Consider the following 14,029-nt stretch of genomic DNA (forward strand, 5'->3'; position numbering starts at 1 on the left):
AGGCCTGATAAGCGCAGCGCCATTAGGCAATTCGGCGCAGGCCGCCGGATTGCGGCATTGCCTCGTCCGGCCAACAAAATACAGCCCGGGCGAGGCGTTTACGCCGCCCCCGGGGTTGCACTGAATCTATGCGTTTTGCCCCACGTACAGATAGATCGCCAGGAAGTGGCAAACGCTGCCGCCCAGCACAAAGCCGTGCCAGATCGCATGGTTATAAGGAATACGCTTACAGACGTAGAAAATTACGCCCAGCGAATACACTACACCGCCAACAGCCAGCAACGTCACGCCTCCCGTCGCCAACTTCACCGCCAGTTGATACACCACAATCAGCGAAAGCCAGCCCATTGTCAGGTAAGTCACCAGCGACAGAATTTTAAACCGGTGTGCGATGGTCAGTTTGAATAAAATACCGATCAGCGCCAGGCTCCAGATAACAATCATAAGTCCACGTGCCAGCGGCGAATCAAGCCCCACCAGCAGAAATGGCGTGTAGGTCCCGGCAATCAGCAGATAAATCGCACAGTGGTCGAACTTTTTCAGCCAGACTTTCGCTCTCTGATGGGGGATCGCGTGATACAAGGTTGAGGCGAGGAACAGCAGGATCATGCTGCCGCCGTACAGGCTATAGCTGGTAATCGCCATAGCGCTGGCATTGGTATCCACTGCCTGAACCAGCAACAACACCAGTCCGACAATCCCAAACACCAGCCCGATACCGTGACTGATGCTGTTGGCTATTTCCTCTGCCAGCGAATATCCCTGCGCGATTAATGGCTTCTGAACCATAACTTACTCCCGAGAAACGAACCCTATCGTGATTGCTCCTCTAGCGTAACTGAGAATGGTTCCAGTGAACACCTGTTAGCTAAAATAATTACCAGATAAATATTTACCATTAAAAATCATGGTGTTAGTTTTTAAATTTCAGCTAACATGCGTACCATTAAAATCAAAGGCATTTAAAATCAATCACATAAAATTGCGTCTGATCCGGGTAAATCTCGGCAATGACATGTTTAAGTTCTTCAAGCGTCATATTTTCCTGCTGAGCATGTTTATCCGTCAGCGTATCCAGCGTGACGGTTGAGGTGCCAACAACCTCAATCGTGCAGAAGTAACCGTCATCTTCGAAGCGCCCAACCCGTAAAATGTCCCCGGCTTTGAAGTGTGATTCAGACTCGTCACGAATAGTGATGGTCTTGCGTCCGGCCAGAATGTCATCCTGGAAACGCTGAAAAAAAGTGATGTCATTTGGCTGCATGTTATTATTCCCTGTAGATGAAGTCTGATGAGTGAGTTTTGCCATTGTGAGTATGTTCTCCCACGCTGCCATCGCCAGTCTCAACAATCTTGAGATGCTGGTCTACATCTATGTCATCAAAAACCGTGACAAAGTCATGTACATGACCATTCGCGAACTGGCCGATGCCGTGGGTGTTTCCACTACCACCGTACTGCGCTTTTGCCGCAAGCTTAAGTGTGAAGGTTACTCAGAATTTCGCGTGCGCTTCAAATTATATTTAGAGCAGAATGAACCGCAACAGGCTAATTTCGGTGCCAGCGAAATTATCAGCTTCTTTAAAGGCGTTAATAATGATGAGTTCGATAACCTGCTCGATCAGGCTGTTGATATTATATTATCTTCCGAACGTATTATATTCGTCGGAGCGGGAACATCCGGAGCCTTAGCCAAATATGGCGCACGTTTTTTCTCAAACGTTGGAAAATTCAGTAATCACATTGATGATCCTTATTTCCCGGTAACGAATGACATGGCCAGAAACGCGCTGGCGATCGTGCTTTCCGTTTCCGGTGAAACAGAAGAGATCCTGCGTTTTGCCAGCCAGTTCAGCCTGCATAACTGTAGGGTCCTGTCTGTCACCAGTCATGAACATTCGCGGCTGGCCAAATTGGCTGACTTTAATCTCTCCTGGCACGTTCCACAGACGCGCATTGCCGGGGTATACGATATAACCACACAGATCCCTGTTATTTATATTCTGGAGTCACTCGGCCGCAAGCTGGCGAAAAGAATAGCGTAAAAAAACAATCTGTTTTTTGGATGTAACAAATCACATTAGCGCTATTTTGTTATATCGTGACATTTATCTTTCCTTTGTTAGACTCAAAATCAGATTGTATTAATTTGAGACTGAGCGCAGATGAAAAAACTTACCTTACCAAAAGATTTTTTATGGGGCGGCGCGGTTGCGGCGCACCAGGTTGAAGGCGGCTGGAACAAAGGTGGCAAAGGCCCCAGTATTTGCGATGTACTGACCGGTGGTGCGCACGGCGTTCCGCGAGAAATCACTCAGGAAGTTGTGCCCGGTAAGTACTACCCCAACCACGAAGCCGTCGATTTTTACGGTCATTACAAAGAAGACATTAAGCTGTTTGCCGAGATGGGCTTCAAATGCTTCCGTACCTCAATCGCCTGGACGCGTATCTTCCCCAAAGGGGATGAAAGCCAGCCGAATGAAGAAGGGCTAAAGTTCTACGACGACATGTTCGATGAACTGCTGAAGTACAACATCGAACCGGTCATCACCCTTTCCCACTTTGAAATGCCGCTGCACCTGGTTCAACAATACGGTAGCTGGACCAATCGTAAAGTCGTCGATTTCTTTGTCCGATTTGCTGAAGTCGTTTTTGAGCGCTACAAGCACAAGGTCAAATACTGGATGACCTTTAACGAGATCAACAACCAGCGCAACTGGCGCGCACCGCTGTTTGGTTATTGCTGCTCCGGCGTGGTGTATACCGAGCATGAAAACCCGGAAGAAACCATGTACCAGGTGCTGCATCACCAGTTCGTGGCCAGCGCTCTGGCAGTGAAAGCCGCACGCCGCATCAACCCGGAAATGAAAGTCGGCTGCATGCTGGCGATGGTGCCACTGTACCCGTTCTCCTGTAAGCCTGAAGATGTGATGTTCGCGCAGGAATCGATGCGTGAGCGCTACGTTTTCACCGACGTTCAACTGCGCGGCTACTATCCATCATATGTACTGAACGAGTGGGAACGCCGCGAATTCAACATCCGAATGGAAGCCGGAGATGAGCAAATCCTGCGTGAAGGCACCTGTGACTATCTCGGATTCAGTTACTACATGACCAACGCGGTAAAAGCGGAAGGCGGCAGCGGCGATGCCATTTCTGGTTTTGAGGGCAGCGTACCGAACCCGCACGTAAAAGCGTCCGACTGGGGCTGGCAGATTGATCCGGTCGGTCTGCGTTACGCCTTATGCGAACTGTATGAGCGCTATCAGAAACCGCTATTTATCGTAGAAAACGGATTTGGTGCCTACGACAAAGTGGAAGAAGACGGCAGCATCAACGACGACTATCGCATCGACTATTTGCGCGCCCACGTTGAAGAGATGATGAAAGCGGTAACCTATGATGGCGTAGACCTGATGGGCTACACTCCGTGGGGCTGCATCGACTGTGTCTCGTTCACCACCGGTCAGTACAGCAAGCGCTACGGCTTTATCTACGTGAACAAACACGACGACGGCACCGGCGATATGTCGCGTTCACGCAAGAAAAGTTTTAACTGGTACAAAGCGGTGATTGCCAGCAACGGCGAGAAACTTTGATTTTTTGCCGGATGGCGGCGTAAACGCCTTATCCAGCCTACAGATTAAATTCCCGTAGGCCGGATAAGCGTAGCGCCAACCGGCGATTAAACCCTACTTCCCGCCAGCCAGTTCCAGAAAACTGCCCGTTACGTACGACGCCTTCTCGCTCAGCAGCCAGGTAATCGCCTGCGCGACCTCCTCCGGTTGTCCGCCGCGCTGCATAGGCAACATCGATTTCACGCGATCGACCCTTCCCGGCTCGCCGCCTGAAGCGTGCATTTCAGTGTAGATAAGACCAGGTCGCACGCAGTTTACGCGGATCCCTTGCGCCGCAACCTCCAGCGCAAGGCCGGTGGTGAGCGTGTCCACAGCGCCTTTTGAGGCCGCGTAATCAACATATTCGAATGGCGCACCAAGCCGCGATGCCACCGAAGACACATTCACAATCGCCCCGCCTTGCCCTCCGTGTTTGAACGACATGCGCTTTACCGCTTCCCGACAACACAAAAAATAGCCGGTAACATTGGTCGCCAGCACGCGGTTAATTCTTTCGGCGGTTAAGCTTTCCACCGTGCTCTGTTCAAACAAAATCCCGGCATTATTCACTAACGCGGTCAGTGGTTCCCCTTCGCGGTCAATGCATTCAAACATTGCCACAACCTGGCTTTCATTGCTGATATCAGCCCGTAGAGCAAACGCCTTTCCCCCGGTAGCGGCAATGGTATTCACCACCTCCGTTGCTGCACGGATATTGTGATGAAAGTTAACCGCAACCGTGTAACCCTCTTGCGCTAACTGCAGCGCGGTTGCCCGCCCGATGCCGCGACTGCCGCCAGTAACCAATGCGATTCCCATGGATACCTCCAGATATGAAAAAGCCGGGAGGCGTCTTCGCCTTACCCGGCCTACAAAAGCTTTACTGCGCGGAAAAGTTACTGATATTCGCTCATCGGCACGCAGGAGCAGAACAGGTTACGGTCACCGTAAACATCATCAAGGCGTTTCACGGTCGGCCAGTATTTGTTCGCCACACCAGCCGGGAAGACGGCGATTTCGCGGCTATAACCGTGATTCCACTCCGCGACCAGCTCGTTTTGCGTGTGCGGTGAGTTAACCAGCGGGTTATCTTCCAGTGACCATTCACCGGCTTTCACGCGATCGATTTCAGCGCGGATTGCCAGCATCGCATTGATAAAGCGATCAAGTTCCACTTTGCTTTCAGATTCAGTCGGTTCAACCATCAGGGTACCCGCGACCGGGAATGACATAGTCGGCGCATGGAAACCGTAATCGATCAGACGCTTGGCAATATCCAGTTCGCTGATGCCGGTCTCTTCTTTCAGTGGGCGAATATCGAGAATGCATTCATGCGCCACGCGACCATCGCGACCGGTATACAGTACCGGATAAGCATCTTTCAGACGGCTGGCAATGTAGTTAGCGTTAAGGATAGCTACCTGGCTTGCCTGCTTCAGACCTTCTGCACCCATCATACGGATGTACATCCAGCTGATTGGCAGAATGGATGCGCTACCGAACGGCGCCGCTGAAACTGCGCCCTGACGGGTGAGCATTCCTTCAATCTGCACTACGCTGTGACCCGGTACAAACGGTGCCAGATGTGATTTGACGCCAATCGGTCCCATACCTGGGCCGCCGCCGCCGTGCGGAATGCAGAATGTTTTATGCAGGTTGAGGTGCGAGACATCTGCGCCGATAAAGCCCGGCGTGGTGATCCCAACCTGAGCGTTCATGTTCGCGCCATCAAGGTAAACCTGGCCGCCAAACTGGTGCACAACGTCGCACACTTCACGGATCGTTTCTTCATACACGCCGTGAGTAGACGGATAGGTCACCATGATGCAGGAGAGATTCGCAGCATGTTGTTCTGCTTTTGCTCGCAGATCGTCCAGGTCGATGTTGCCGTTCTTATCACACGCGACAACCACAACCTGCATCCCCGCCATCTGTGCAGATGCCGGATTGGTGCCGTGGGCAGAAGCCGGGATCAGACAGATATCGCGATGGCCTTCGTTACGGCTTTCGTGATAGTGACGAATCGCCAGCAGACCCGCATACTCGCCCTGCGCGCCGGAGTTCGGCTGCATGCAGACGGCGTCATAACCGGTCAGTTTTACCAGCCACTCGGAAAGCTGGCCGATCATCTGGTGATAACCTTCTGCCTGCTCTGGCGGGCAGAACGGGTGAAGTTCAGCGAATTCCGGCCAGGTGATAGGGATCATCTCGGCGGCAGCGTTCAGCTTCATGGTGCAAGAACCCAGCGGGATCATTGCCTGGTTCAGCGCCAGATCTTTGCGCTCCAGCGAGTGCATGTAGCGCATCATTTCGGTTTCGCTGTGATAGCGATTAAACACCGGATGGCTGAGGATCGCATCGTCACGCAGCATGCTGTCCTGAATGGAACGGCTGTCGAGCGCCACATCTTTATCCAGCGTATCGATATTCAAACCGTGGCTGTCGCCCAGCAGAACATTGAACAACTGCACCACGTTTTCACGGGTGGTGGTTTCATCGAGCGTAATACCTACCGCGTTATGGATATCGCTACGCAGGTTGATTTCTGCCGCTTCGGCACGCGCCAGAACAGCCGCTTTGTCGGCCACTTCAACACACAGAGTGTCGAAGTAGTGCGCATGGCGCAGCTTCAGCCCTTTCTGTTGCAGACCGGCCGCCAGAATATCAGTCAGGCGGTGGATGCGATTAGCGATACGTTTCAGGCCAACCGGACCATGATAAACGGCATACAGGCTGGCGATGTTGGCCAGCAGAACCTGCGAGGTACAGATGTTGGAGTTCGCTTTCTCGCGGCGGATATGCTGCTCGCGAGTCTGCATCGCCATGCGCAGTGCGGTATTGCCCGCCGCATCTTTCGATACGCCGATAATACGGCCTGGCATGGAGCGTTTGAATTCGTCTTTAGCGGCGAAGAATGCCGCGTGTGGGCCGCCGTAACCCATCGGTACGCCGAAGCGTTGCGCAGAGCCGAAAACAATATCCGCGCCCTGTTTGCCCGGCGCAGTCAGCAGTACCAGCGCCATAAAGTCGGCAGCGACACTGACCACAACTTTACGGGATTTCAGCTCGGCAATCAGTTTGCTGTAGTCATGCACTTCACCGGTGGTGCCAACCTGCTGCAACAGCACGCCAAACACATCCTGGTGATCCAGTGCTTTCGCCGCGTCATCAACAATGACGTCAAAGCCAAAGGTTTCTGCACGGGTGCGAACCACGTCCAGCGTTTGCGGGTGAACATCCGCCGCCACAAAGAAACGGTTAGCATTTTTCAGTTTGCTGACACGTTTGGCCATCGCCATGGCTTCAGCAGCCGCAGTGGCTTCGTCCAGCAGAGAAGCAGAAGCCATATCCAGGCCCGTCAGGTCCAGCGTGACCTGTTGGAAGTTCAGCAGAGCTTCCAGTCGTCCCTGGGATACTTCCGGCTGATACGGCGTATATGCGGTGTACCAACCTGGGTTTTCCAGCATGTTACGCAGAATAACCGGTGGCAACTGCACGGCGGTGTAGCCCATGCCAATGTAGGACGTGAAGCGCTTGTTACGCCCGGCGATGGCTTTTAATTCAGCCAGCGCAGCGTATTCGGTCGCCGCCTCGCCCACCTGTGGCGGGGTTGCGAGCTGAATGTCTTTCGGCACAATCTGGCCGATCAGCGCGTTTAACGACTCGGCGCCAACCGCATTCAGCATCTCTTGCTGCTGCGCGGCGTCCGGTCCGATGTGGCGTTCAATGAAAGCGCCGCTGTTTTCAAGCTGGCTTAACGTCTGTGTCATGGGCGATGGTTCCTGAAACGTGCAGTGAATCGTGATTGTCTCTAACTCAATTGCCCGGTGGCGCTGACGCTTACCGGGCCTACATAAAACCGTAGGCCGGATAAACGCAGTGCCATCCGGCACAATCTTATTCGTCTTCCAGTAATGCCTCGTACGCAGTGGCATCCAACAGCGATTCAATTTCGCTTTCATCGCTGGCTTTGATTTTGAAAATCCAGCCGCCCGCATACGGTTCGCTGTTGACCAGTTCCGGGGAGTCGCTGAGCGCATCGTTAACCGCAACAATCTCACCGCCTACTGGCGCATAGATATCGGATGCCGCTTTTACGGACTCCGCAACGGCGCAATCATCGCCCGCGCTGACGGTGGCGCCAACTTCTGGCAGGTCAACGAAAACCATGTCACCTAACAGCTCCTGAGCGTGTTCGGTGATACCAACGGTGTAAGAGCCGTCAGCTTCTTTGCGCAGCCATTCGTGTTCTTTGCTGTATTTCAGTTCTGCAGGTACGTTGCTCATCAATCAATCTCCAAAAAAGGATGAATTACGCGACGGCTTTGCCGTTACGCACAAAAACAGGTTTAGTCACTTTTACCGGCATTTCACGGTTACGGATCTGTACGATCGCAGTCTCACCGATACCCGCAGGCACGCGCGCCAACGCGATGCTGTAACCCAGGGTTGGGGAGAATGTGCCACTGGTGATAATGCCTTCATGCTGGTTGCCAGAAGCATCGGTGAAACGCACCGGCAGTTCATTCCGCAGCACGCCCTTCTCAGTCATCACCAGCCCGACCAGCTGTTCGTGGCCTTTTTCGCGCTGCATTTCCAGTGCTTCACGACCAATAAAGTCGCGGTCGGCAGGTTCCCACGCAATGGTCCAACCCATATTGGCTTCCAGCGGAGAAATCCCTTCGTCCATCTCCTGACCATACAGGTTCATACCCGCTTCCAGACGCAGGGTGTCACGCGCGCCGAGACCACAAGGTTTGACACCAGCCTGTACCAGCGCACGCCAGAAATCAGCCGCTTTTTCATTCGGCATGGCGATTTCATAGCCTGCTTCGCCGGTATAACCGGTGGTTGCGATAAACAAATCACCCGCCTGAACGCCAAAGAACGGCTTCATACCTTCTACCGCATGGCGCTGTTCGTCAGTAAACAACGTGGCTGCTTTTTCCTGCGCGTTTGGCCCCTGCACCGCAATCAGCGACAGGTCGTCACGAACGGTGATGTCGATGGCGTAAGGTTCAGCGTGTTGGGTAATCCAGGATAGGTCTTTTTCGCGGGTGGCGGAGTTTACAACGAGGCGGAAGAAATCTTCAGTGAAGTAGTAGACAATCAGGTCATCTATCACGCCGCCCGAAGCGTTGAGCATCCCGGAGTAGAGGGCTTTACCCGTCTTCGTTAGCTTCGCGACGTCGTTTGCCAGCAGATAACGCAAGAACTCCCGGGTGCGGCTACCGCGCAGGTCGACGATGGTCATATGCGACACATCAAACATTCCGGCGTCGGTGCGAACAGCATGGTGTTCATCGAGCTGAGAACCGTAATGCAGTGGCATCATCCAGCCATGGAAATCGACCATGCGCGCGCCACATAGCGTGTGTTGTTCGTACAAAGGAGTCTGTTGAGCCATCTTTTCCTCGTTGAATAAGCGGGGCTACCAACTCTTTCGCGGTGAAATTTTCGCCACGAAACCCAGCACCGCAGCCGCTCCAGGGGCTACGACGCAAACGTTCTCTTTGTCCTGAACTTACCACCGAAACAGACGCTAAACCATAAGTCAAAATTAACCATCACATTAGCTTATGGCGAAAAACAGCCAGATCACTAACAGAATAAAACTCCATACATATAGCAATCAATCAGAACAACAAACAAAGATAAGCGCAAAATTACAGCATCAATCCACATTAAATGTGGAAAAAATGTCAAAAATGGCGTTATGAAAAAAACGTAATATTAGAAAAACTAATGCGAAAAAAGGCGTGGAATTAGATTATTTCAAATGAGAGAAGCACCCCGGCGCGAAGGCCGGGAGAGGAAAGTGTGACGGGTCTCAAACTCTTAAGATTGTCCTTACGGACACTAACGTAACCACTCGGGAAGATCGTTCAGTCCCATCGCCTGACGGATGAGTTGTGGTTTTACACCCGGGAGGGTATCGGCCAGTTTCAGCCCAATATCGCGTAGCAGTTTTTTCGCCGGATTCTCGCCTGCAAACAGTTCACGGAAACCCTGCATCCCCGCCAGCATCAGCGCTGCGCTGTGCTTACGGCTGCGCTCGTAGCGGCGTAAATAGAGATACTGCCCAATATCTTTGCCCTGACGCTGTAGCCGCTTAAGCTCATCGATCAGTTCCGCCGCATCCATAAAGCCAAGGTTAACCCCCTGACCCGCCAGCGGGTGGATGGTATGCGCCGCATCCCCCACCAGCGCCAGACGATGGGCCGCGAACTGGCGAGCATAACGTCCCGTCAGCGGAAACGCCTGACGTTCGCTTTCAAGGCTGCACAGCCCCAGACGATTATCAAAGGCGATATTCAGCGCCTGATTAAACTCGTCAACGCTTGCCTGCTGCATACGTTCTGCTTCCTGCGGCGAGAGCGACCAGACAATAGAACACAGGTGTGGATCGCTGAGTGGCAGGAATGCCAGGATCCCCTCACCATGAAACGCCTGACGCGCAACCGCACCGTGAGCTTCCTGCGTGCGGATAGTCGCCACCAGCGCATGATGACGGTAGTCCCAGAAGGTGAGCGGAATGTCCGCTTTATTGCGCAGCCAGGAATTAGCACCATCGGCACCGACGACCAGACGCGCCGTCAGCATTGCACCATCTTTGAGGCTCAGAAATGCCTCGTTCTCGCCCCAGGCCACCTGCTGTATTTCAGCTGGCGCCATCAGCGTAATATCCGCTGAACGCTGAGCCTTTTGCCACAGCGCATAATGGATTTCTGAGTTTTCAACGATGTGACCCAAATGGCTGTAGCCCATGCTCTGGTCATCAAATTCAATACGTCCAAAGCTGTCTTTGTCCCAGACTTCCATGCCGTGGTAGCAGCAAGCGCGACGAGCAACAATGTCGGACCAGACGCCAAGACGGGTAAGCAGTTTTTCGCTGGCTGCATTAATGGCCGAAACGCGAAGCTGAGGAGGTGCATCCGCCGCCAACGGCTGCGGAACATGTTGTTCTAATACAGCAACGCGCAACCCACTGCCCTGCAGGCCGCAGGCAACCGCCAGTCCCACCATGCCGCCACCAACAATTGCTACATCAACACTTTGCACTGTTTATACCTCGAAACCTGTAATCCGTAGGCCTGATAAGCGCAGTGCCATCAGGCATTTTTGCGGGGACCCTTGCCGGATGTCGGCGTTGCCTTATCCGGCCTACAGGTCATATTTATCGTGCAACCCAACCCAGGGTCCGCTCCGCCAGCGCATCGCGCGCAGGGGTGAATAATTCCATCGCCATCAACCCGACATTGCGCCCAACAACCAGCGGGGCCCAGTGATTGGCAAACAAATACACTAAATTGTTGGTCACACCAATCGTCGTCTCGCGATCGCGCTCGCGGCGCTGCTGATAGCGTGCCAGCACCGCATAATCACCCACATCTTCCGCGCCGTTCTGCGCCTGCGTCAACGTCTCAGCAAGGCTCATTACATCGCGCAGGCCAAGGTTGAAACCTTGCCCGGCAATGGGATGCAGCGTCTGGGCGGCGTTCCCTACCAGCACGGTACGATGGGTAATCGCTTTCAGCGCCGTAGTTAACGAAAGCGGATAAGCGCTGCGTTTACCAGCCTGGGTAATACGTCCCAGTCGCCAGCCAAAAGCGGTTTGCAGTTCACGGCAAAACTGTTCGTCGGACCAGGCCATGATCTCATCACGCTGCTCCAGCGGATGGCACCACACCAGCGAGCAGCGACCGTCAGACATTGGCAGCATTGCCAGCGGACCATATTGCGTGAAGCGTTCAAACGCTCGCCCGTCGTGCGGTACAGAGGTCGTGACGTTGGCAATCACCGCCAGTTGCTCATAAGGCTGTTGCAGCCAGTCAACACCGCAGGCAGTCGCCAGTGCGGAACGCGTGCCGTCAGCAGCCACCAGCAGGCGACCGGTAATCATCTCGCCATTCTCCAGCGTCACTTCAACGCGCTCCTGCGTGCGCGACACGCTGGCTACGCGGTCGGGGCAGTGCAATGTGACGCCAGGTGCTTTGCGCAGCAGCGCAAACAGACGCAGCCCGACGTCGTGCAGTTCTACCACCTGACCCAGAGCCGGAATACGGTATTCCTGCGCATCCAGCGTCACAAATCCAGCATGGCCGCGATCGCTGACGTGAACCGTTTTAATGGCCGTTGCGCAATCGGCAATCGCCTGCCATACGCCAATTCGCGCCAGCTGTTGGCAGGTACCTGCCGCCAGCGCGATCGCCCGGGCGTCAAACCCAGGATGACGGTCAGTTTCAGGTTCGCTCGCTTCTATCAGATGAACTGGCAGCGTCCCATGACTGAGCTGGGAAATGGCCAGCGCCAGCGTCGCACCGACCATACCACCACCAACGATAATCACGCTCATTGCAGTCGCGCCGCAGCCATTAAAGCTTCAATGTCATCGGCTTTCTTCACTACGCTGACGGTCAGGTTTTCATTGCCGTCCTCGGTGATGAGGATGTCATCCTCAATACGAATACCGATACCACGATAGGCTGGTGGTACATCGGCATCCGGCGCGATATACAGTCCCGGTTCGACGGTGAGTACCATTCCCGGCTCAAGAATACGTGAGCGGTCCTGACCATAAACGCCGACGTCGTGCACATCCAGACCCAGCCAGTGACTTAGACCATGCATAAAGAATGGGCGGTGCGCATTTTCGGTAATCAACTGATCGACATCACCGTGCAGAATGCCAAGCTTCACCAGGCCCGTAATCATGATGCGCACCACTTCGCCAGTGACTTCCTGAATGGACGTTCCGGGACGATACAGACGCAGGCTGGTCTCTAAGGATTCCAGTACGATATCGTAGATTTCACGCTGTGCTGGGGTAAATTTACCGTTTACCGGGAAGGTCCGCGTAATGTCGCCCGCATAGCCTTTGTATTCACAGCCAGCGTCAATCAGCACCAGATCGCCATCGCGCATTTCACTTTCATTTTCGGTGTAATGCAGAATACAGCCGTTTTCACCGCTGCCGACAATCGTGTTATAGGACGGATAACGCGCGCCATGACGGGTAAATTCATGGTGAATCTCCCCTTCTAACTGGTATTCAAACATTCCCGGACGGCATTTTTCCATCGCGCGGGTATGCGCCAGTGCGGTGATTTCTCCGGCACGACGCATGACCGCAATTTCTTCCGGTGATTTGAACAGGCGCATTTCATGCACCATCGGACGCCAGTCGATAATCGCGGCAGGCGCGTGCAGATTTTGTCTGGAGCCTTTGCGCAGTTTATCCAGCGCCGTGCACACAATCTCGTCGGCCCAGGCATACTCGCCCTGAGCGTGGTATACCGCGTCCAGACCATTGAGCAGCAAATACAGCTGTTGATTGATTTCACTGAAGGCCAGCGCCCGGTCAACGCCAAGTTTTGCCGGGGCAGCATCCTGGCCCAGACGGCGGCCAAACCAGATCTCCGCCGTCAGATCGCGAACCCGATTGAACAAAACGCTGTGGTTATGAGTGTCATCACTTTTAATCAGCACCAGCACGGCTTCAGGTTCGTTAAAACCGGTGAAGTACCAGAAATCACTGCTTTGGCGGTAAGGGTATTCACTGTCCGCACTACGCGTCGCTTCCGGTGCGGCAAAAATCAGCGCGGCGCTGCCGGGCTGCATTTGTGCCAGTAAAGCCTGGCGACGACGCTGGAATTCTTGCTGAGATATCTCGCTCATCACACTCTCCTTTGCGTTTCGTTCTTAGTGCAGAGTCGGTTTACGGACTTCCGGCGCGGTCGGCTGCTGACGCGTAAACGTGTCATGGCACAGCAAGGCGGCTACGCGCACGTATTCGATGATCTCTTCGAGCGACATTTCCAGCTCTTCCTGATCTTCGTCTTCGTCATATCCCAACTGAGCGATATTGCGCAGGTCGTCAATCGCTTCCCCGGTTTCGCCGGTCACTTTGTCGAGCTTCGGCTGCGTGACGCCAAGGCCCAGTAAAAAGTGGTTTACCCATCCCGCCAGCGCATCGGCGCGATCGAACACGCTGACGTCATCCCCTTCAGGCAGATAAAGCTGAAAAAGGAAGCCGTCGTCTTCGAGGGCATCACTGGTGGCAGAGTGCATTTTCAGCAGCGCCTGAGCCAGCTCGTGACCAAAGGCCAGACCTTCGTTCGTCAGGTCGTGCAGCAGCGGCTGCCATGAGCTGTCGTTGTTTCCGCCGCAAATCATTCCGCTTATCAAGCCGTGCATTTCGGCCGGGGTTAATCCAGCCCCTTGTTGGTTCAAAAACTGGCTAACTTCGTTGTAACCAGGCATTTCGTTCTGTATAGACATAAGCATTCGTCATCAAAGGGAGGAATATTCATGGTATGCTACCACTTTGGACCCTGGTGGACCAGAAAAGGGCTTGTATCTTGATACCAGGGTAGCTATAGTGTCGCCCCTTCGCGGACCCACGGTCTGGA

General features: G+C 53.8%; 12 protein-coding genes. 2 read left to right on the plus strand and 10 right to left on the minus strand.

Annotated elements, in window-relative coordinates; genetic code table 11:
- Positions 1-126: 126 nt before the first annotated feature.
- Together trhA and yqfB are read right to left on the minus strand one after the other, a co-directional pair.
- The gene (gene trhA / locus SK38_RS18105; RefSeq protein ID WP_048236722.1) at positions 127-789 is read right to left on the minus strand and encodes a PAQR family membrane homeostasis protein TrhA; all 663 of its coding nucleotides are present in this window, start codon (positions 787-789) and stop codon (positions 127-129) included.
- 163 nt (positions 790-952) lie between these two features.
- Positions 953-1,264 carry a N(4)-acetylcytidine aminohydrolase gene (gene yqfB, locus SK38_RS18110; RefSeq protein ID WP_048225466.1) on the minus strand — a complete coding sequence of 104 codons (312 nt, stop codon included), beginning with the start codon at positions 1,262-1,264 and terminating at the stop codon, positions 953-955.
- Between the two features lie 52 nt (positions 1,265-1,316).
- Here yqfB and SK38_RS18115 point away from each other — a divergent pair, with 52 nt between their 5' ends.
- Together SK38_RS18115 and bglA are read left to right on the plus strand one after the other, a co-directional pair.
- Positions 1,317-2,045: a MurR/RpiR family transcriptional regulator gene (locus SK38_RS18115; protein ID WP_048236906.1), complete on the plus strand. Its 729-nt coding sequence runs from the start codon at positions 1,317-1,319 to the stop codon at positions 2,043-2,045.
- 120 nt (positions 2,046-2,165) lie between these two features.
- Positions 2,166-3,599, plus strand: a complete 1,434-nt coding sequence (gene bglA, locus SK38_RS18120; RefSeq protein WP_048236723.1) for a 6-phospho-beta-glucosidase BglA — start codon at positions 2,166-2,168, stop codon at positions 3,597-3,599.
- A gap of 93 nt (positions 3,600-3,692) precedes the next feature.
- Here the strand turns inward: bglA and SK38_RS18125 are convergent, their stop codons facing one another.
- The 8 genes from SK38_RS18125 to SK38_RS18160 form a co-directional block, all read right to left on the minus strand.
- Entirely contained in the window at positions 3,693-4,436 is a 744-nt protein-coding gene (locus SK38_RS18125) for an SDR family oxidoreductase (RefSeq protein WP_032944898.1), read from the minus strand.
- Between the two features lie 77 nt (positions 4,437-4,513).
- Complete coding sequence (gcvP, locus tag SK38_RS18130) at positions 4,514-7,387, minus strand: aminomethyl-transferring glycine dehydrogenase (RefSeq protein ID WP_003825499.1); 2,874 nt, start codon at positions 7,385-7,387, stop codon at positions 4,514-4,516.
- 127 nt (positions 7,388-7,514) lie between these two features.
- The gene (gene gcvH / locus SK38_RS18135) at positions 7,515-7,904 is read right to left on the minus strand and encodes a glycine cleavage system protein GcvH (protein ID WP_003026965.1); all 390 of its coding nucleotides are present in this window, start codon (positions 7,902-7,904) and stop codon (positions 7,515-7,517) included.
- Positions 7,905-7,929: 25 nt separating this feature from the next.
- Positions 7,930-9,024, minus strand: coding sequence for a glycine cleavage system aminomethyltransferase GcvT (gene gcvT, locus SK38_RS18140; protein ID WP_048215585.1), 1,095 nt, complete (start codon positions 9,022-9,024; stop codon positions 7,930-7,932).
- A gap of 452 nt (positions 9,025-9,476) precedes the next feature.
- Entirely contained in the window at positions 9,477-10,679 is a 1,203-nt protein-coding gene (ubiI, locus tag SK38_RS18145) for an FAD-dependent 2-octaprenylphenol hydroxylase (protein ID WP_008785748.1), read from the minus strand.
- A 115-nt stretch (positions 10,680-10,794) separates the two neighbouring features.
- Positions 10,795-11,973 carry a 2-octaprenyl-6-methoxyphenyl hydroxylase gene (gene ubiH, locus SK38_RS18150; RefSeq protein WP_032944902.1) on the minus strand — a complete coding sequence of 393 codons (1,179 nt, stop codon included), beginning with the start codon at positions 11,971-11,973 and terminating at the stop codon, positions 10,795-10,797.
- Positions 11,970-13,295 carry a Xaa-Pro aminopeptidase gene (gene pepP / locus SK38_RS18155; RefSeq protein ID WP_032944905.1) on the minus strand — a complete coding sequence of 442 codons (1,326 nt, stop codon included), beginning with the start codon at positions 13,293-13,295 and terminating at the stop codon, positions 11,970-11,972. The genes ubiH and pepP overlap by 4 nt, the downstream gene beginning before the upstream one ends.
- Before the next feature lie 24 nt (positions 13,296-13,319).
- Entirely contained in the window at positions 13,320-13,898 is a 579-nt protein-coding gene (locus tag SK38_RS18160) for a YecA/YgfB family protein (protein ID WP_003026978.1), read from the minus strand.
- Positions 13,899-14,029 lie beyond the last annotated feature (131 nt).

It is taken from the genome of Citrobacter sp. MGH110, from assembly GCF_001037515.1.
Lineage (GTDB): Bacteria > Pseudomonadota > Gammaproteobacteria > Enterobacterales > Enterobacteriaceae > Citrobacter > Citrobacter portucalensis.

Bases quoted from the DNA above. Each gene is read 5' to 3' on its own strand.
- gcvT (WP_048215585.1), bottom strand. From the start codon at position 9,024: ATGGCTCAACAGACTCCTTTGTACGAACAACACACGCTATGTGGCGCG.
- SK38_RS18160 (WP_003026978.1), bottom strand. From the start codon at position 13,898: ATGTCTATACAGAACGAAATGCCTGGTTACAACGAAGTTAGCCAGTTT.
- yqfB (WP_048225466.1), bottom strand. From the start codon at position 1,264: ATGCAGCCAAATGACATCACTTTTTTTCAGCGTTTCCAGGATGACATT.
- gcvP (WP_003825499.1), bottom strand. From the start codon at position 7,387: ATGACACAGACGTTAAGCCAGCTTGAAAACAGCGGCGCTTTCATTGAA.
- SK38_RS18115 (WP_048236906.1), top strand. From the start codon at position 1,317: ATGTTCTCCCACGCTGCCATCGCCAGTCTCAACAATCTTGAGATGCTG.
- trhA (WP_048236722.1), bottom strand. From the start codon at position 789: ATGGTTCAGAAGCCATTAATCGCGCAGGGATATTCGCTGGCAGAGGAA.
- ubiH (WP_032944902.1), bottom strand. From the start codon at position 11,973: ATGAGCGTGATTATCGTTGGTGGTGGTATGGTCGGTGCGACGCTGGCG.
- SK38_RS18125 (WP_032944898.1), bottom strand. From the start codon at position 4,436: ATGGGAATCGCATTGGTTACTGGCGGCAGTCGCGGCATCGGGCGGGCA.
- pepP (WP_032944905.1), bottom strand. From the start codon at position 13,295: ATGAGCGAGATATCTCAGCAAGAATTCCAGCGTCGTCGCCAGGCTTTA.
- gcvH (WP_003026965.1), bottom strand. From the start codon at position 7,904: ATGAGCAACGTACCTGCAGAACTGAAATACAGCAAAGAACACGAATGG.
- bglA (WP_048236723.1), top strand. From the start codon at position 2,166: ATGAAAAAACTTACCTTACCAAAAGATTTTTTATGGGGCGGCGCGGTT.